The sequence below is a fragment of the Megasphaera massiliensis genome, from assembly GCF_000455225.1.
Classification (GTDB): Bacteria; Bacillota; Negativicutes; order Veillonellales; family Megasphaeraceae; genus Megasphaera; species Megasphaera massiliensis.
The window spans coordinates 248029-267370 of the sequence record NZ_HF954537.1; the positions used below are offsets into that span (position 1 = coordinate 248029).

Annotated in this window: 18 protein-coding genes; 16 read left to right on the plus strand and 2 right to left on the minus strand. The window is 49.2% G+C overall.

What is annotated here, in order from left to right:
- Positions 1-216: 216 nt before the first annotated feature.
- A complete protein-coding gene (locus tag TX77_RS04550) occupies positions 217-1056 on the minus strand; it encodes a LysR family transcriptional regulator (RefSeq protein WP_044503641.1) in 840 nt (279 codons plus the stop codon).
- A 185-nt stretch (positions 1057-1241) separates the two neighbouring features.
- On the opposite strand from TX77_RS04550, the gene TX77_RS04555 reads away from it, so the two are divergent.
- From TX77_RS04555 to TX77_RS04625, 14 genes are all read left to right on the plus strand, one after another.
- Positions 1242-2093, plus strand: a complete 852-nt coding sequence (locus TX77_RS04555) for an aldo/keto reductase (protein WP_044503642.1) — start codon at positions 1242-1244, stop codon at positions 2091-2093.
- A gap of 39 nt (positions 2094-2132) precedes the next feature.
- Positions 2133-2672, plus strand: coding sequence for a flavodoxin family protein (locus TX77_RS04560; RefSeq protein WP_044503643.1), 540 nt, complete (start codon positions 2133-2135; stop codon positions 2670-2672).
- A gap of 14 nt (positions 2673-2686) precedes the next feature.
- The gene (locus TX77_RS04565; RefSeq protein WP_044503644.1) at positions 2687-3454 is read left to right on the plus strand and encodes an EFR1 family ferrodoxin; all 768 of its coding nucleotides are present in this window, start codon (positions 2687-2689) and stop codon (positions 3452-3454) included.
- 15 nt (positions 3455-3469) lie between these two features.
- Positions 3470-4450 carry an NAD(P)H-dependent flavin oxidoreductase gene (locus TX77_RS04570; protein WP_044503645.1) on the plus strand — a complete coding sequence of 327 codons (981 nt, stop codon included), beginning with the start codon at positions 3470-3472 and terminating at the stop codon, positions 4448-4450.
- Positions 4451-4470: 20 nt separating this feature from the next.
- Complete coding sequence (locus TX77_RS04575) at positions 4471-5226, plus strand: SDR family NAD(P)-dependent oxidoreductase (RefSeq protein ID WP_044503646.1); 756 nt, start codon at positions 4471-4473, stop codon at positions 5224-5226.
- Between the two features lie 32 nt (positions 5227-5258).
- Positions 5259-6119, plus strand: coding sequence for an aldo/keto reductase (locus TX77_RS04580; RefSeq protein WP_044503647.1), 861 nt, complete (start codon positions 5259-5261; stop codon positions 6117-6119).
- A 211-nt stretch (positions 6120-6330) separates the two neighbouring features.
- On the plus strand, positions 6331-7425 hold the full coding sequence (locus TX77_RS04585) for an alpha/beta hydrolase (RefSeq protein WP_044503648.1): 1095 nt from the start codon (positions 6331-6333) through the stop codon (positions 7423-7425).
- 215 nt (positions 7426-7640) lie between these two features.
- Positions 7641-8531, plus strand: coding sequence for an alpha/beta hydrolase (locus TX77_RS04590; protein ID WP_230198038.1), 891 nt, complete (start codon positions 7641-7643; stop codon positions 8529-8531).
- Positions 8532-8584: 53 nt separating this feature from the next.
- Complete coding sequence (locus TX77_RS04595) at positions 8585-9034, plus strand: flavodoxin family protein (RefSeq protein WP_044503649.1); 450 nt, start codon at positions 8585-8587, stop codon at positions 9032-9034.
- An 80-nt stretch (positions 9035-9114) separates the two neighbouring features.
- Positions 9115-10065, plus strand: a complete 951-nt coding sequence (locus TX77_RS14020; protein ID WP_049917291.1) for a cupin domain-containing protein — start codon at positions 9115-9117, stop codon at positions 10063-10065.
- A 326-nt stretch (positions 10066-10391) separates the two neighbouring features.
- The gene (locus TX77_RS12925) at positions 10392-12092 is read left to right on the plus strand and encodes a tetratricopeptide repeat protein (protein WP_049917292.1); all 1701 of its coding nucleotides are present in this window, start codon (positions 10392-10394) and stop codon (positions 12090-12092) included.
- Positions 12093-12234: 142 nt separating this feature from the next.
- Positions 12235-13239, plus strand: a complete 1005-nt coding sequence (locus TX77_RS04615; RefSeq protein WP_044503650.1) for a restriction endonuclease — start codon at positions 12235-12237, stop codon at positions 13237-13239.
- 583 nt (positions 13240-13822) lie between these two features.
- Positions 13823-14209, plus strand: coding sequence for a hypothetical protein (locus TX77_RS04620; protein WP_049917293.1), 387 nt, complete (start codon positions 13823-13825; stop codon positions 14207-14209).
- Between the two features lie 55 nt (positions 14210-14264).
- Complete coding sequence (locus tag TX77_RS04625) at positions 14265-14654, plus strand: hypothetical protein (RefSeq protein WP_230198039.1); 390 nt, start codon at positions 14265-14267, stop codon at positions 14652-14654.
- Positions 14655-14809: 155 nt separating this feature from the next.
- Here TX77_RS04625 and TX77_RS04630 read toward each other — a convergent pair whose 3' ends face one another.
- Positions 14810-15511 (minus strand): radical SAM protein, encoded by a 702-nt coding sequence (locus TX77_RS04630; RefSeq protein WP_044503653.1) that lies wholly within the window; start codon positions 15509-15511, stop codon positions 14810-14812.
- A 357-nt stretch (positions 15512-15868) separates the two neighbouring features.
- On the opposite strand from TX77_RS04630, the gene TX77_RS04635 reads away from it, so the two are divergent.
- The gene (locus TX77_RS04635; protein WP_044503654.1) at positions 15869-16474 is read left to right on the plus strand and encodes a DNA-3-methyladenine glycosylase I; all 606 of its coding nucleotides are present in this window, start codon (positions 15869-15871) and stop codon (positions 16472-16474) included.
- Positions 16475-16868: 394 nt separating this feature from the next.
- On the plus strand, positions 16869-19337 hold the full coding sequence (locus tag TX77_RS04640; RefSeq protein ID WP_044503655.1) for a CRISPR-associated helicase/endonuclease Cas3: 2469 nt from the start codon (positions 16869-16871) through the stop codon (positions 19335-19337).
- The last annotated feature ends 5 nt before the right edge of the window (positions 19338-19342 follow it).

The window sequence follows — 19342 nt, forward strand, 5'->3', positions numbered from 1 at the left end:
AGCGGCGTCGGAATGGAAAATTTTTGGTTAATTGCAATACCAATCAGACCACTGGCAATAACTCAATCTGAAATTTAGATGTAACCTCCTCGTAAGCAAAGATTTTTCGAGGTGTTCGTTGATTTTGCGTTCCATCATCGCCATGGTTCAGGACGGTCCCTTCGGGAGAGAGGGATACCGATTGAACGAAGAAGAGCCGGCCCTTGTCTAACCGATTTAGAGGACTGTCCGTAAATAATTGGCAAGAAATTTCTGATCTTTGAGCCGGTAATACAGCGAATAAACGACATTGGCTTCTGTATCCTCAATCGGGATTTTAATCCGGTTTGGAAATTCCCCTTCTCGTTGAATGACCCGGTCGCTGGTAAAGGAGGGCAGGGCCGAGGCTTTCACCAGTTCGTCAAAATCAGCGTCGTTCTGTACTAAGAAGCGCGTATCCGGCATCTTTTCTTCTGTTACATGTTTCCAAAAGCCCAATCGGCTCCGCAAGAGCATGGTGTCCCCGTTGAGGTCTTTAAACTGCAGACTTTGGCTGCCGGAAAGGGGATGAGCGGGAGGCAGGGAAAAGAAAAGATGCTCTTCTCCATAGGGGTGACACCTTGTCCCGGCTATTTCCATCTGAAAGGGCAAGAGGACGAGATGGTAGGTCCCATCCTTCAGTCCTTGTATCAAGGCGTCGTTTTCCCGAAGTTCAGAGGCCACCGTCATGTCGGGATACTGGTCGGAGAGTGCGGGGAGAAGCTCCCACAAGGGGGCAGGCGCACAAGAGCCGACAAAAATCGTATGGCGTTTCCGGTCATAATCCCGAATCCCATGGATCATATCACTCATCTGATCGACAATTTTTTCGGCGTATTCTACGGCGAGCCGACCATTTTCGTTCAGCTCGATTTTATTTTTATATCGGATAAACAGGGGGACACCGATGTCATTTTCCAGACGCTGCATAGAACGGCTGAGCGCAGGCTGAGAAAGGTGAAGCTCTTCTGCCGCACCGGACAAGGTACCGCAGTCAGCCACCCTGAGAAGTTGTTCCAACTGATAGAATTCAACCATATCTGCCACCTCGTTTAAGCTGAGATTCCTAAGGGAATCTCGTTTTTTTATTATATCATATTTTCGTTGTCGTTTCTGATTTCAGTATGCGTTAAAGTTAGAGCGGTCTGCGCGAACGGTACTGTTCTTTTGCGGGTGACCATTCTATAATATAGCCAGCAAGAGAGATGAAGGAGGTGAAATATATGGAATGCTTTGAGCTTGCTAACGGAGTTTTCCTGCCGAAGATTGGTTTTGGCACCTTTCAGCTCACGGATGCTAAAACGTGTGAGCAGTGTGTTGGCTATGCTCTTGAAACAGGGTATCGGCTCATCGATACGGCGGCTTCTTATCACAATGAAAAAGCTGTAGGAAATGCCATTCGACACGCCGGCATTCCCCGAAGTGAATTGTTCCTGACGACAAAGCTCTGGATACAAGACACCGGTTATGACCGCACCCTTCACGCCTTTGAGCAATCGTTGAAGAAGCTGGGAGTTGATTATCTGGACCTGTATCTTATCCATCAACCCTTCGGGGATGTTTACGATTCCTGGCGCGCCATGGAACGGCTGTATCGGGAAGGGGCCGTAAAGGCCATCGGCGTAAGTAATTTTTCTTCGGAACGGCTGATTGATCTGTGTATGAATCAGGACATAAAGCCCATGGTCAACCAGATTGAAATCCATCCTTTTTTCCAGCAGGGCGATGCGATTAAGGTCATGAAGGAACACCATGTCCTTCCCCAGGCCTGGGGGCCGCTGTCGGAAGCGCAGCGGGACATTTTTCATCATAAGATCCTGATGAAAATTGCCGCGAAACATGGAGTCTCTACGGCGCAGGTCATGCTGCGCTGGCATTATCAACGAGGGGTGGCAACCATTCCTAAAACGGCCCATGGGGAACGAATGAAAGAAAATCTGGACATCTTCGATTTTGCCTTATCGGAAAAGGACATGAACGCCATTTCTACGATGGATATCGGGCACAGTGAAATCATGGATCATCGAAGTCCCTGCACGGCCCGGCAGCTTAATAGTATAAAAATTCATGCGTAAGCAAAATACTTATTACTATCATAGAGAGGAGTAACGAATATGAAAAAAGTACTTGCCATCGTCAGCAGTCCCCGTAAGGGCGGCAATTCCGAGTTGTTGGTGGATGAATTTGTGAAGGGGGCTAAAGAATCCGGGCACATGGTGGAAAAGGTGTGCCTGCGGGGAAAAAAGATTGCCCCCTGTCTGGCTTGCGAGGCCTGTTTGAAAAACGGCGGTACCTGCGTTCAAAAGGATGATATGACAGAGGTTCTGGCTAAGTTGATTGCTGCCGAGGTCATCGTCCTGTCCACGCCGGTATACTATTACTCCGTCTGTGCCCAATTGAAAGCCATGATCGATCGCACCCTGCCCATCGGGGCTGACGGCGGCAAGATGAAGAATAAAGAATTTTATTTTATTGCTACCGCCGCCGACGGGGTCCATGCGATGAAGAACACTATGAATGACCTTCAGGGGTATGTGGACTGTATTCCCGGAAGTGTGGTAAAAGGAAAGGTTTATGGAGAAGCTTTTGCTGTAGGTGACATTAAGGGGAAGGCGGCTATGGCAGAAGCGTATACACTTGGCAAAAATTGTTGATAGGGGGAATTCACATGGTATTTTATTTTACGGCTACGGGAAACAGCTTGTATGTGGCCAAACAACTGGATCAGAACCTGGTCAGTATTCCCCAGGCTATCCATGCAGAAGACTTACATTTTCAAGATGAAGCCATTGGCATCGTCTGCCCTGTCTTTGGACATGAAGTACCGCCGATGGTAAAGGAATTCATGCGAAAGGCCGACTTTCAGACAGATTTCTTTTATATGATCCTTACCTATGGCAATCGTCATGGTGGAGCGGCAGAGCTGGCCGAAGCCCTCTGTAACGAGTGTGGTATCCGTCCTTCTTATATCAATACGGTGCTGATGGTAGATAATTTTTTGCCTGCCTTTGATATGAATCAGCAGACGAAGCTGGATAAAAAAGTAGAGGAACAGCTGGCGGCTGTTACCGCCGATATCCGACGTCGCAGACAGTATATTCAGCCTGCTTCGGAAACGGACCGTGCCGCCCATGAGGAATTTCTTTCTCGCAGCACGACGCCGCCGGAAGAACGATGGAAAAATATTTATGCCGTGTCCAATGGCTGCATTGGCTGCGGGATTTGCACCAAGGTCTGTCCCGCCGGTTGCTGGACGGTGCAGCATGGGCGGGCTGTCTATCGCGGGGCCGGATGCCAGGGTTGTATGGCCTGTATCCATGCCTGCCCGCAAAAGGCGATCGGGATGACGATACCGGAAATAAATCCGGATGCTCGTTATCGGAATGAACATATCCGTCTGAATGAAATCATTCAGGCCAATAGCCAAAATTCATAGGGAGGAGTTTCGTATATGGCAAATCGAGTATGTGATATTTTAGGGATCGAAAAGCCGATCATCCAGGGGCCGGCTCTTTGGCTGACCGATGCAGAGTATGTAGCAGCTTGTTGTGAAGCCGGCGTTTTGGGGGTACTGGGTCTCAATGCGGGGCAGACAGAATACGTCTATACCGTAGAAGAAACGATGGAGCGCACGAGAGAACAGATTCGAAAAATCAAGGCCCTGACGGATAAGCCTTTTGCCCTCAATGTAGGGCCCATTGATCCGAAAGTCGATCAGTTTACCGCCCCGACCCTTGAGCTAATGGCCGAAGAAGGTGTTTCGGCTGCCTTGTATTGGGGCGAGGTGATTCCTTACTGGTTCGATAGATTCCATGAAAAAGGGATTAAGGTTATTTTCCGTGCTGCCACTCCTACCATCGAGAATACAAAAGCGGCTGTAGCTGCCGGGGCTGACATCATTGTCGCTACCGGTTTTGACGAAGGGGGTACCCTTCCCGTACAGGCCGTGGGTACTTTTTCGATTGTTCCGATGCTGGCTGATGCCGCGGAAGGAAAAGTCCCCATTGTAGCCTGTGGCGGTATTGCCGATGAAAGGACGGCAAAAGCAGCCTTTGTGCTGGGCGCAGAAGGATTGCTGGTAGGAACGGCTTTTCTGTTGTCGGAAGAATCTTTGGTCGCCGATAATATTAAACAGGCCGTCGTCCGTCTTAATGCAGAAGATATGATGATGTACCGCGTCCTTCCCGCTTTCTACCGCACGATGCCGGGAGAGCTTCCTGACAAGCTGGTGGCCATGAGCAAAAGCGGTGCCAGTGAAGCGGACATCTTCGAGGCTCAGCACAAACATTTGGGCATCCGTAACGGCATGCTGTTCGGTGACCTTTCAAAGGGATTTGCTTCTTTTGGACTGGGGATTTCCATGATTCACAGCATCGAACCTGTTGCGGTGATTGTGAATCGATTGATGGATGGAATTCGGGAATATTTATAGAAAATCAGGAGGGAATCAGCATGGATGGAAAACTGAAAGACAAAGTAGCCATCGTTACCGGCGGCGGTTCCGGTATCGGCAGAGCCATTGCCGAACGCTATGCCGATGAGGGGGCGAAGGTCCTCATTGTCGGAAGACGAGAGGCAAAGCTTCAGGAAGTCGCAGCCGAAAACAGCCGTATTTCTTATGTGGCCGGTGATCTGACCCAAAGCGAGACGGTGGCCCGGGTCATCGAAGCGGTACAGGAACGCTATGACGGGCAGTTGGATATTCTCGTAAATAATGCCGGCTGGTGCCCGGTGCAATCCATTAAAGACATAACCTTGGCGGATTACGATAGGGCCTTTAGTCTGGACGTCCGCTCTCTGGTAGATATGACCATTCAGGCCCTGCCCTTGCTGCTGAAGGCGAAGGGCAACATCATTAATTTATCTACGATTGGCGTAACGCATCGCAATTACAATCTTTCCATGTATATCGGTGCCAAGTCGGCTGTAGAAAACTTTACTCGCTGCTGGGCCTTGGACTTGGCCGCCGACGGTATCCGAGTCAACGCCATTGCACCGGGTCCTATCCGTACGGAAATTTGGAATGTGACCAATCTGTCCGATGAGGCTGCGAAGGAACATGAGAAACGGATTACCGGCAACAACCCCATGCAGCGCTTCGGGGAACCGGAGGAAGTCGCCAGTGTGGCCTTGTTCCTGGCTTCTAAGGAGGCTAGCTTTATTAGCGGCGCCATTATGGCCGTAGATGGAGCCGACGGCGCATTTTAAACAAAATATAAGAACCTAGGAGGATTTAGACTATGAAACAGATTGAGACTGTAAAACTGAACAACGGTGTAGAAATGCCGTTAGAAGGCTTCGGCGTATTCCAAGTGCCCGATCCGGCTCAGTGCGAGCAGGCGGTCCTGGATGCCATTGCCAGTGGTTATCGCCTCATTGATACGGCTGCCGTTTATATGAATGAAGAAGCCGTAGGCAAGGCAATCGCCAAAAGTGGGGTTGCTCGCGAAGAACTGTTTATCACCACGAAACTGTGGGTACACGATGCCAGCTATGAAGGCGCAAAAGCGGCCATGGAGACCTCTTTGAAAAAGCTGGGTCTCGATTATCTTGACCTGTATCTGCTTCATCAGCCCATGGGCGATTATGTCGGCGCTTATCGGGCGATGGAAGAAGCCTATCGGGAAGGCAAGCTGAAAGCCATCGGCGTGTGCAACTTCTACCCGGCACGGCTGGTAGATCTGTGCGAAACCGTAGAGGTCATTCCGGCCGTAAATCAGGTGGAACTGCATCCTTTCTTCCAGCAGGAAAATGCTTTGGAACTGATGAAAGAATATGGCATTCATCCGGAAGCGTGGGGGCCCTTTGCAGAAGGGAAACATGGTATCTTTACGCATCCTGTGTTGACAGCCATCGGGCAGAAATATGGAAAGAGCGCGGCTCAGACGGCGCTGCGCTGGAATGTACAGCGCGGTGTGACGGTCATTCCCAAATCCGTCCACAAAGAACGTATGGAGCAGAATCTGGATATTTGGGACTTCCAACTGAGTGCAGAAGATATGGCCGAAATTGCAAAACTGGACCTGGGACACAGTGACATCGTTGATCACAGCGATCCTGAATTCGTGAAATTTATCTATGGCGTGAAACTTCAGGACTAAGCGGCGTCCATCCGGACAGCTGCATCACAGTTGTTTTGAAGGACCGCTGAGGACCGAAATATAAGCGAATCTTTATCGAAAAGAGGGACGACGTTTCGGTGACCGATAAAAATTATTAAAAAGGCTTGACAGGTAGTAACTACCGGTTGATATCCTTGATACATGAGGTGCGAGAAAGCCCTTTTTTAATCGTTGAATGAGAGGAGATTATATGAAAATAGGTATAAAGAAAATGTTAATGCTCACCATGATGGGAGGTTTGATGATGATGGGGATGAATGGAAATACGGCAGCCGCCGCTTCGCCGAATGGGAATCCCTTTGGCCTCGTCTACGGCAATGCCATTGAAAAGAATGAACCGGGCAAGGTGAATATCCGCCCTGTCGAATATGAAGTGGATGGTATCAAAGTGTCTGCCAACCTCTATTTGCCGGCCGATTATGACGAAAAGAGCGATAAGAAGTATGCCGCCATTACCGTGGCGCATCCCAACGGCGGGACGAAGGAACAGGTAGCCGGCCTGTACGCCCAGCGCTTGGCTGAACTCGGCTATATCACGGTCGCTGCCGATGCTCGCTATCAGGGAGCCAGCGGCGGGACACCGCGCCTTCGCGATTACCCGTCGAACCGCATTGAAGATGTGAGCGGCATGGTCGACTACCTGTCTACGTTGAAGAAAGTCGATCGGGCTCGCATTGCTGCCCTCGGCATCTGCGGCGGAGGCGGTTATACGCTGGCAGCCGCTCAGACGGATAAGCGCATCAAGGCTGTAGCCACCTTGTCCATGTTTAACTCCGGCCGGGTACGCCGCAATGGCTTCCATGATGCCGATATGGCAGGGATTCCGGCTCGCCTTCAAAAAGCGGCCGATGCCCGGGAAAAAGAACTTTCCGGCGAGATTGTCTATGAAGGGTTCCTGCCGCCCAATGCTACCGATGACGATCTTCGGGCCAAGATGGCAGAGCTTCCGGAAAATACCCTCTACCATGACGGTATCGAATACTATGGCCTGACCCATCGCCATCCCAATGCGACGGGAAGCTACACGACGGAATCGCTCATGAAACTCATGGCCTTTGACGTCGAAGATCGGATGGATCTCATCGATCAGCCCCTGTTGATGATGGCCGGCGACAAGGCCGACACCCTCTACATGACGGAAGATGCCTTTGCCAAAGCCAGCGGTACGAACGATAAGGAATTGTTCCTCATCAAAGGCGCCAGCCATATTCGAACCTATTGGGTTCCGGAATACGTCGATGAAGCTGTCAATAAACTGGCTGATTTCTATCAGAAACATCTGTAAGATAAGCGACTGGACTTTAAGTGGGTCCAAAGGAGTACGAAAAGCCCGGCAGACATCGGTTCCGGGCTTTTTGCCGCGGCCCGAGGTCACGGGAAGTGCGCTGCTTTGGCAGCTCGGCGCTTCGTCACTGTTTTCGAGCGCCGATGCGGCTGCCTTGGCTGTCTGCCGGATGAGGGCCGTTTTTTCTATAGATGATGGATGAAGGAGGTGATGGAATGATGAAGGGAGAACTTTTTTCTTTAGATTCAAAAATCCGAGATGTCATACAGGATGAGGCATTTTCCGGCTTCGGACGCCTCCTGTTTCCCGTAGATCTGGCGCTGCCGCCGCAGATGACGTTGAAGGATTTGGGAAAAGCCTTTCTTTGGTACAGCTATATAAAGCCGGAGCGGACGGTGAGCCTCGTCAATGAGCTGAAAGAAAGGGTCCTTGCCGGGGAGACGGTTTTTTACGATATTTACAGTCCGGCGGAAAAGGCTGCCGATCCGAAAAAGAAGGATACGGGGTTATTTTTCTTCCGCGGCAAGCCTCAGGGCAAGACGGCCATTCTCAGTGCCGGCGGCGGGTTTGTCTATGTCGGTGCCATGCATGACAGTTTTCCTCATGCCCAGGAGCTTGCCAAGGACGGTTACAACGCCTTTGCCCTCATCTATCGCGTCGGTGCCCAAACGGCCTGTGAAGATTTGTCCCGGGCCATTGCCTTTATCCATGACCATGCAAGAGAACTAAATATCGATGTCAGCGATTATTCCCTCTGGGGCGGTTCGGCAGGCGCGCGGATGGCAGCCTGGGTCGGTACGTATGGGACGGGAGCCTTTGGCGAAAGACCATACCCTCAGCCGGCGGCGGTCATCATGGAGTATACCGGATTGTCCGATGTCACCGGAAGGGAGCCGCCTACGTATAACTGCGTCGGGACGGCCGACGGCATTGCCTGGTATGGCACCATGAAACGACGGATCGAAGGCATTCGGGCCCATGGAACCGATGCCGACATTGAAATTTTCCCGGGGCTGCCCCATGGCTTTGGCCTCGGAGAAGGGTCCGTTGCCGAAGGATGGATCCATCGAGCCGTTTCTTTTTGGCAGCGGCAGATGAAAGATTGAAAGATTATTTTATGATTTGGATGACAGCCCTTGGTTGTCAGAAAGGAAGCATCATGAGTATTTTATTTATTAACGGAAGCCCCAATAAAAATGGAAATACGGCCAAGATGGCTGCGGAACTCCTTAAAAATCAGACCTATGAAACGCTGAATCTCGTCGATTACCGGATCAATGCCTATGGACAGGACCTGCCCGGAGACCAGTTGGACGCCGTTCTCGAAAAGATTAAACAGGCCGATGTCCTCGTCGTCGGATCGCCGGTGTACTGGCATAATATCTGCGGCTCCGTACGAAATGTACTGGACCGTTTTTACGGGAAGGTTTCCCAAGGTAGCTTATCCGGGAAAAAACTCTTCTTCATCTTCCAGGGAGCTGCGCCGGAAACGTGGATGATTGAAGCGGGCGAGTTCACGATGAAACGCTTTGCCGCCTTATACGGCCTGACTTATGTGGGCATGGCCAAGAACGCGAAAGAAGCGGGAAACCTGGCCGCTTCTTTATAATTTAGAAAGGATTCTGTCGGACAGGTGTGCCTAAGAAGGAGGGAGAAACGTGACTGTTATTTAAAAAGAGGTGAAGAGAGATGGTAAGATGGATTTTGTTTTTTATGGTGATGCTGTCGTCCCTGTTGCCGGTTATGACCATCGATGCGGCCGAACCGCACAAGATGCCTTTTCCCGTGGGGAAGGATATTTCTGACCGCTTTGTCGGGACCGTTCATCGGAATGATTTAATCGAGGCTGATGCTGTCTATCAGGTTCCTCAGACCAATGTCATTACCTTCGAGCCGGGAAGCTACAGCGGCTGGCATGCCCATGGGGCTATGACCGTCATCGGTGTCGCCGGTCAAGGAATTTATCAGGAATGGGGAAAAGATGCCGTTCGTATCAACCCCGGTGACGTCGTCGAGATTCCCGCCGGTGTCAGCCATTTTCACGGAGCTGTTAAAGACTCGGCCTTTCAGCAGATCGTCATCTACGATAAAAACTGGCAGGCTCCGAAGGATGCCGCGGCTGTCCATACGGGACCGCTAAGCCCTGAGGAATATGAAAATATCCATTTTTCCGATACAGGCAAGACGAAGGCTGCCGAAAAAAGAGATGACGCCTTTCTGTTCTCTTATTCACCGGAACCGTATCCATCGCCTAATTTCAATCACCCCGTCTATTTGGGGAAGGTACTGACAAAGCCGAACGCTGCGGGTTCTCCGGAATGGACGTATGTCGTCTTTCCTAAGGGAACCTATAACCGTTGGCATAGCCATAAGACCGGGCAAATCTTGATCGCCACCGACGGCGTCGGCTACCATCAAATACAAGGCGGTAAGGTAGAAGTCCTTCATCCCGGAGACGTCGTTTACTGCCCGCCCGGTGTCGTCCATTGGCACGGCGCTGCCCCGGACAGTACCTTTGCCCATATCGCCATCAGCCCACACGATAACCATGACGTGATCTGGTACGGTTTCCCGACGGCAGAATATGAATCACTTTCCGGCGTATCCGATAAGACAACCGTCGAAAACGGTGCGGCTTAAATCAAGATAGATAACAGCCGAATACGGCTATGAATGAAACCTAGCCTATTGCCATTTCTAAATGGCGGCTGGAGCGTAAAAGGGACTTGCCTTTTGTGAACCGCCCCCCCTTAAAGTTGGACCTAAAAATCTAACTTTAGGATGTCGGTTTTTCAATGGGCGAGTCTTTTTTTGTATAGGATGGGTTTGACTGGGCAACAGGAAAAATTTGTATAAGGCCAACATCATTATTGCGGACGATGACATATTCTGTCATGACTGCGCGATATAATAGGAATTACAGCACCGATGAAAATTAGACATCACACTATTGGGAGGTAAGGGAGATGACGGTATCGAGATTTTGTTTTTTGGAGCAGGATTTTCCTCAATTGTATGATCTCTGCGTCTGGGCCGAGGAGGCTTCCGAGGCTAAGGAGGCCATGGAGGAGATGAGCCTGGCTATGAGATGGATGATTCGTGATTTAGGGGCTGCTTATCTGAATTTGTTTGAAGGCATCAATGAATTAGAAGAAAAAAAGCTCGTGGATCAAGGCTTAAGCCGCCATTTCCATGAGGTTCGCCGTATGGTTGAGTCTTATGGCCGGGAGGATGGGGATGTGCAACTGTGTTTGGAACGGTTATTGATCCTGACCACAGCCTATGGGCTGCATAAGGGAAAATCCTATAGGCCGGAAGACTTTTTGTCCGCTGATGTCCCCGCCGTGAGCCGCTATTTGACTCAAGGCGGAAGACTGTCCGGGGACACCGAAAAAGAGGTACAGCAGATGCAGCCCCTTTCCCGCCGGGGCTTTGAAACGCCGAGTGCCTTCCGGCAGCGGATAACGGCTATGGAGCCCGTTTATATTGGCTGTGCTGTTCTTGATCCCCGTAAAGGCGACGGGTATACGGACAGCTGTTTTTTGAGGTACCATATCGATCGTAATCCGGATATCCGATTTTCGCCTGTCCAAGCTTTTTACGTGACCGGCGTGACCGATGACACGGTCATCGACGGGGAGTTGGTGGCAAAGTTAAGGATTCATGAGGATGAGGTCTGTTGTGATTACAGTAAGGTGTATCTGAAGCATGGCGACGAGTTGATCGCTGTACAGCCCATCTGTTGGGAGCCATTCCCGTATGAAACGGAGGTCGCTTATGAAGAAAGAATCCGTCAGATGCCCTTCCTGCCCTTTGGTAGGGTGACGGCGGTACTTGCAGACTATGATGCCGAGGCGGAGAGGCTGCCGTTTTTTATTCGGCCCTTTTGCTTTTGTGCAAAAGATGATTATGCAGAAACGATTTTGAAAGATGTAGGATTGACTAAGACCGGGGTTGTCAATTCTCGGGTTCATCTTCCCTGTAACCGTGATATGGTAAAAAAGATTTCTCGTTCGCCAAAGCAGCTCACCCTTTTTCTGAAGCTCCATACGGTCGAGGTGGTTGCTGAATTTGTATTGTGGCGAGACGATGTCGGGGAGGTTTTCCGCAGCGTGTATGAGAACCAGCGGGACTGGGGCGGTGCAATATGGCATCAGAAATGGTATCGGGAAGCCGTTGAACTGGGAGATTCCATGGCACAATACAATTTGGGAGGAGAAGCATCATGGGATGGAGATGAGTATCAGGCCTTTTCATGGTTCCAAAAATCAGCCGACCAAGGCCATGCCAGTGCGCAGTATCAGTTAGGGGACTGCTATTATGAAGGAAAAGGCGTCGCACAAGATTACAGCAAAGCCGCAGCGTGGTACCAAAAAGCAGCTGATCAAGGAGATGACGATGCACAGTGTGATTTAGGAAGGTGCTATTACTTTGGCAATGGTGTTGAACAAGATTATCGAAAAGCTGTCGAATGGTTTCGAAAAGCAGCGAATCGGGAAATTGGCAGTGCCGAAGCCATGTGCTATTTGGGAAACTGTTACCGTTACGGTACCGGCGTCGAACAAGATCGGGAACAAGCCATAAAATGGTATAAAAAAGCGGCCATGGACGGCAAGGGCGATGAAGACTTGCAGGAAATTGTACGGCAGGCCTTAGCAGAAATGTAACTTTTGGGTGTGAAAAGGCCATAAGGCATCGGATTGTGATGAAGGTGCCTTTTTTGAGGGACTTTGCTGCCTCATTCGTGATATAATTAAATTTAAGTTGAAAATGCATTATTCAAAACACGATATAAGGCGGTATAAGGATATGTCTCACGAAGAAAAAAGGGTATGGGGTATCCATACAACGGATGATAATTTATTTTTGCAGCGCCATGTCATTGCCATTGGTTGGGAGGATATGGGTGATTTGAGTCAGCTCGAAGCCAATCGCGATGCTTTCAAGGAAAAGTACGCAGCCGTTTATCCCGATGCCCGGAAGGGCCGGATTTCAACCCATGCCGGTATGCTCTATCGATTTGTCCACGAGGTCGGAATCGGCGATTACGTGGTATTCCCGTCCAAAATCGATCGCCGGATTAATATCGGCATCATTGAAGGGGAATATGAGTTTCATCCGGGCGATGCATCGTATGGCCAGCAGCGTAAGGTGACATGGTTGAAGCATCTTCCCCGGACTTTCTTCTCTCAAGGTGCGCTGTATGAAATCGGTTCTGCCCTGACCTTCTTTTTGGTGAAAAATTATGCCGACGAGTATCTTTCTGCCCTTGATCAGGGATTCGAGAAACACACGGAAGCCATCGGGGATGAGGAAGATGACAGTGTGGGGGCTACGGCAGCGGATATTGTAGAGGCGACGAGAGATTTCATTTTGAAGGAATTGAGCAAGCATCTCAAAGGATATGGTTTAGAGGACTTTGTGGCTGACCTCTTACGGGCCATGGGGTATCGTACCATCGTGTCGGCCCATGGCGGAGACAGCGGAATCGACATTACGGCTTATAAAGATGAGTTGCCGCCTCGGATTCTGGTGCAGGTTAAAAGCCAGGACGGCGACATAAGGGAAGCGGCCATCCAATCCTTGAAAGGCGCCATGCGGGAAGGGGACTACGGCCTTTTTGTAACCTTATCTAACTATACCCGGAATGCCCAAAAGTATCTGGACAGCACGCCCATCATTCGCGGCATCAATGGAAACGAGCTGGTCGATTTGATTTTGAAATACTATCCGGATTTGAGTGAAAAGTATCAACAGATGATTCCTTTAAAGCGGGTGTATATCCCCGTTGTAAAAGAAGATTCCCAGCCATAGGCGAACTCCTTTCAATCATAAAAGAAAAAGACATATCGACCCCCTTTTGGCCCTTGGCAGAAGCTGAGCTAAAAGAAAGGCGCGATATGTCTTTTTGTGCTGCAAATCCGGTGAGGCAGAAGGGGGTTTATGGCAATGATTCCGCTGCCGATGGTACATCCTGAATACCGGTTCAGGCCTCGGCCGTCGGGAGCATAGATCGAGCATCTTTTTTGTATAAAACAGTATAACAAAGTTGCCTTTATTTTGTTATAATGAAAATAGCTATAAATCGCAGGCATAGTCAGATGACTAAAAAATAGAGAATTCATTGTGACCGGAACGGACGCTGAAAGGGGGAAAACGTCGGCAGTACAGAGCCTTTTGAACATGACTTCTATGAATAGAGACGGTTTTTGTCACGATGGCTTTGTATAATCGGAAGTATATAGAAGCGAATGGAGGGGGTTTTGCGTATTTGCTACCAGTCAGATGGCTATTCCATTAGCTGTTCTATCGTTCGATACTCTCTATCATGACGTGTACTGCGATGGCCTATTGCTATGAGGATAGAGCGTTATTTTTAGTAAAGGGGATGAAGCGGGTGAGAAAGTTGGCTAAGGCATTGGCAGTCTTTTTGTTGATATATCTGGTCCTCTTCGGCTGCGCCGGTCCTTCGAAGGCTGCCGACGTTTGGGTCGATCATTGGGCTTCGGAAAATGTGGATTTGTATGTCATGGATGATATCTTAGCCTCCGGAACCGATTCACAGGGACCGTGGTTTGCTGTGGCTGTCAAACGGGTTCAAAATGGCAAATTGGATAAAGTGGTGACTTGGCGGTTCTTTAAGGCCGATACGGTGTGGCAATATTATACGAGCACCATGGCCGGCAGCCGTCGTACGGGCGTCCTGGTGCCTAACAAAATCTTTGAATATGGGATGAAGCAGTTGGGATGGTCCTATTCGAGTGATGGCACGCATTACTACTAAGGCGCTGCTATGTGTATGATTGACAGGCTGTTCTATTCACAAAGGAGATGAGGTCGTGAAACGGTTGTGGAAGACGTTATTGATTTGTTGTGTGGGATGTATGTGCTTCTTTGCCGGCACCGGTTCTGCCGGGGCTACCGACGTTTGGGTCAACCATATGGCATTGGAGAATGTAGACGTCTATGTCATGGATGATACCTTAACCTATGGGACGAGTGCGACCGGGAAGTGGTTTTCTGTCTCTGTAAAAAGGGTTCAAAACGGCAGGTTGGGTGAGGTCGTGACTTGGCGTTTTTCTCAGTATAAGACGGACATGTGGCGGTATCGGACCAATACCATGTCGGGAAATCATACGACAGTGCTCATGGCTCCCAACAAGATTTTTGAATACGGCATGAATCGGTTAGGCTGGTCCTATCGCCTCAACGGGACGTATTATTATTAAGCAACTATGGTCTGATTCGTTGCCGGAAAAAGGGATTGAAACAATTATTCTAAAACGAGGATGAAAGCCGCGGGTCGGAGGACTTGCGGCTTTTCTTTTGGGAGGGGGCTGACCTTGCAGGGCGGTTCGCTAAGGGCGTCTGAGCTTCACCGAAATTAGAAGTTCAAAGGTTCTTGCAGAAAACGCGTAATCTCTTCGAGCCTTTCCGGAGCGATGGCCAAGACTTTATCGAAGGGAGGCTCCAGGGTTACGACGTGAAGTTCGTCAGGCGTTATGGATTGGACGGCCTTGTGGAAAATTTCGAGAGAGTCCGCATCGTCACTGTAGCCTTTGACGATGGTGATCTCCAGATGGAAGCGGCCGCTGTAGTTTTTTCGGAATCGGACCATGTTGTTTATATGCTGATGAAGGGTGTAGCCCGGAAGGGGGCGCTGTGCCTTTTGAAAGGCTGCTTCGTGAGCCATTTTCAGTTCGCCAATGACTTCTTCACAGTGACCGGCCAGTCTGGCGTATTCCGGATTTCCATAGAGGTAGCCGTTGGAGAGGAGGCGTACGGGAATTCCGGCTTCGTGGATGGTATGGATGATCTGTTCGAGTTCCGGTAAGAGCAGGGCTTCTCCCAGGGAGTTAATAAAGACTAAGTCGGGACGTATGTCACGGAGCCGTTGCTGTAAGTCGCCCATGGCCGGGGCCATGTCGTCCAAATGGACGGTTTCTTCCGTTTGTATGTGGGTCAACTTTCGGCTGACCGGGCAGAAGATGCAGTTAAAGTTGCAGTATTTGTCCGGGAAGAGATTGACCTCTAAGACCGTTTTTCCATTTTCCTCATAAGGTTCCTTGTAAAAGAATGTTTTCATTGTTTCCTCCTAAAAACTAAAAAGGCGCCGCGTCCTCATCTGCTAAGACCTGACGATGAGGAACACGGCGCACTCTGACTACTCGGCAGCAGTCAGTACCATTACATATGAAGTTGAACTGATTATAGCAAAAGTTTGGGAAAGAATCAATGGGAAATTCTCTTTCGAGGGCTCATCCCTTATCGGTAGCGAGGAACTTCCTTCGATGCTATAATCAGGATATGGAAACATGTGTTTGCTAACGGGTTCGTCAGGACTGCCGCCTCTGTTTCAAGGACTATCATGGCGCTAAGCCTTTGATTTGATGGGGACCGAGAAGAGAGGGTTGCCTTTCGGGCTAAGAAAGGGGAGAAAAAGATGGGATATTGTGAATGGGCCAATACGGATCCGCTCAATACGACGTATCATGACAACGAATGGGGCGTTCCCGTTCACGATGATTGGCAGATGTTTGAGCATTTGACCTTGGAAAACCTGCAGTGCGGACTCAGCTGGCTGATCGTTTTGCGCAAGCGGGATATTTTCCGGCAGTGTTTCGACAACTTTGATTACGATAAGGTGGCAGCTTACGACGACGCCGATGTGGAACGCATCCTAAATACCGAAGGTATGATCCGCTCGCTCCGGAAGATACAGGCTGTCATCAACAATGCCCGCTGCTGTCAAAAACTGCGCGACGAATTCGGAAGCTTGTGCGACTACTTCTGGAGCTTCACCGGCGGAAAAACGATTCTCTATCAAGGTCATGCCAAGGGAGCGATTCCGGTCCGCAACGGCTTGTCGGAACGAATCAGCAAAGATATGAAGAAGCGCGGTTTTAAGTATGTCGGCGGTGTCACTATTTACTCCCACCTCCAAGCCTGCGGCATCATCAACGACCACGATGCCACTTGCCTGCGCCGCCAGATCATTATCGACAGCCATCCGACGGTGACGAAACGAAAAGATAACGAAGTCTATTAAAGGATAGGAACGCCGTGAGTTTAGAGGACTCGCGGCGTTTTTTTGTATGCGTTGTTTCCCGAGGCGGCCCTCGATATTACGTTATGATTTGAGAAATAACGAAGCACTATAATGGGCTCAAAGGATACATGACATGTCAATTTATTCTCATCGTAAATCGGATGTGGGATTTTACATCATTCATTGAAATTACTTTAGAGAAGGGAGGTATGCTTTCATTAATTTTTATTTAATTCTAATCTACATGCTTTGTAGTAAATATCGTTTAGGAGTATAATGAGTTTTAGAGATATATGAATGTCGATTGTTTCTTGTCAGGAAGCCGCATCGTGAACCGGTATATGGCTTAGATTGAGGCATAGACCGGCCTGACGTCGTATTGCTAGGAGCTTTTATGACGATTATAGCGCATTTTCGAAGAGATAAGGACGGCAAGGTTGTGGTACAGGCTTTGAGGAATCACTTAGTGAACGTGGCTGAGAAGATGGAAGTTGCCGCAACACCTTGGGGCTTGGGCGCCTTGGCGAAGTTGACCGGCCTCTTGCATGATTTTTCTAAGAGCCGCAGTCAGTGGATTGAGGGGCAAAAGCCTTTTCAGGTATATATTCGAGACATAATTGCCGATGCTGAAACAGCAGTTCGTGATCGTGGCAAAATCGATCATTCGACAGGAGGAGCCAAGTTTTTATGGAAGCGTTATGGCAGTCTAAATGAGGAGATGAAAAGGAAGACGATCAATCTAATCGATCTTTCCGTTATGTCTCATCACGGCGGATTGGCGAACTTTTTGAGTGAGCGCGGCGAATCGGATTATGTACGGCGTCTTCAAAAAGAAGGCGTTGCAACGAAAGAGGAAGAGGATTACTTTTTTGAATCGGTCCTGTCATCGACGGAGTTGGATGATCTCTTCCATAAAGCCGTTGCCGAAGTCGAAGAATTCCAGGACCGCATTAATAAATGCTGTCCGTCTAAAAATCGTGAAAACCGCCAAAAATATTGGTTTTATTGGGGCATGGTCGAAAGGCTGCTTTTTAGCTGGTTAGTCGATGCTGATCGATTGGATTCGGCAGAGTTCGAAGGGAACTCCTCTTTGACGCAGAATTGGGATTACGATAAGCTGTGGAATCTCTTTTCCGGGAAATTGGAAGATAAGCTTCACTCCTTTGTCCTGCCGGTAGATGGTAAGGCCCGGGCCATTGCCTTGGAACGGCAAAAAATCAGTGATGCCTGCCAACACTTTGGAACGGAGAAACCGGGCATCTACACCTTGTCGGTACCGACGGGGAGCGGCAAGAATTTTGCTAGTATGCGCTTTGCGTTAGCTCAGGCCCAAAAGTACCATAAAAAGCGAATCATCGTCGTCATTCCTTATACGTCGATTATCGATCAAAATGCCAAGGAAATCCGTGACGTATTCCAGCTTGATGCGGCCGTGTTAGAACACCATTCTAACGTATTGCCGAAAGAAGATATGAGTGATGAAGAACGGGATTGGCGGAAGTTATTGACCGAACGATGGGACACGCCGGTTATTTTTACGACCCAAGTTCATTTCCTTGAGACTTTATTTGAAGGAAGCTGCCAATCGACCCGCCGGCTTCAGGCATTGACCGACAGTATCATCATATTCGATGAAATTCAGACCTTACCCGTTAAATGCACCTATATGTTTAATCTGGCTATGAATTTCTTAAAGCACTTTGCCGGCGTCACGGCCGTTCTTTGCACGGCGACGCAGCCCCGATTAGATAACATGAAGATGCATTGCATTGAGTCTGATGGGGAAATAATGGATGATCTAAAGGCTGTTTATGAGGCTTTTCAGCGAGTAAAATTCGAGTATTTGAAAGATACCTTGCATACGGCTGAAACGCTGGCACCCTTGCTGCTGAAAGATGCGGTGGAATCGGGCAGTGTCCTCTGCATCGTCAATTTGACTCGCCAGGCTCGCGACATCTATACGGCTGTAAAGAATCTGGCTGCCAACAGCGAAGACAAAGTCGAGGTGATTCACTTGAGCACCAAAATGTGTCCGGCCCATCGAATGGATAAAATTAAACGCATGAAGGAGGCCTTGGCGGCCTTTCATAGCGGAACATCGAAGCGCAGGCTCATCTGTATCTCGACGCAGCTGATTGAAGCCGGTGTCGACGTGTCCTTCACGACGATATACCGTGCTCTGGCCGGCCTTGATTCTCTGGCCCAGGCGGCAGGCCGCTGTAACCGTCATGGTGAAATGGAATCAGGCCTAGTCAAGATCTTTCAGATGGAAAGGGAAAATCTCGATAAACTGCCCGACATCCAAATCGGCATCAAAATGGCCAAGGATTTGCTTCATAATATCGATATCCAGGACATTCTAAAACCAGATAATTTGGATGCCTACTTTATGAAGTATTACAACGATCGAGGAGATCTCAAGAAATCTTATGAGTTGCCGCCGAGGAAGTATACCATGTTAGAACTTATTTCAGCGAATGATATCGGATATCAGGCCTGTGGGGAACGAGACAAGATAGAAATAAGCAAGTACCTTTCCTATCGTCATGCTTTTTGGGATGCAGGCAATGCCTTTTCGGTCATCGACTCGGAAACCATCGGCGTCATCGTTCCTTATGAGGAGGGGAAAGATTTCATTAAGGCCTTAAATGGTTCCGTTGAAAATCCGAAGGAACTCTTGAAACTGTTCAAGAAGGTTCAGCCATATACGGTCAATGTCTTTTCCTATGAACTGGAACAGCTTCAGCGAATGGGTGCTATTTTCCAGACTCTGCAAGGACCATTGGCCTTGCGGGAAAAGTATTATGATTCGGCCATCGGTCTCAAATTAGAAGAACAAGCAAATCCATTTTGTAATTATTAAGGAGG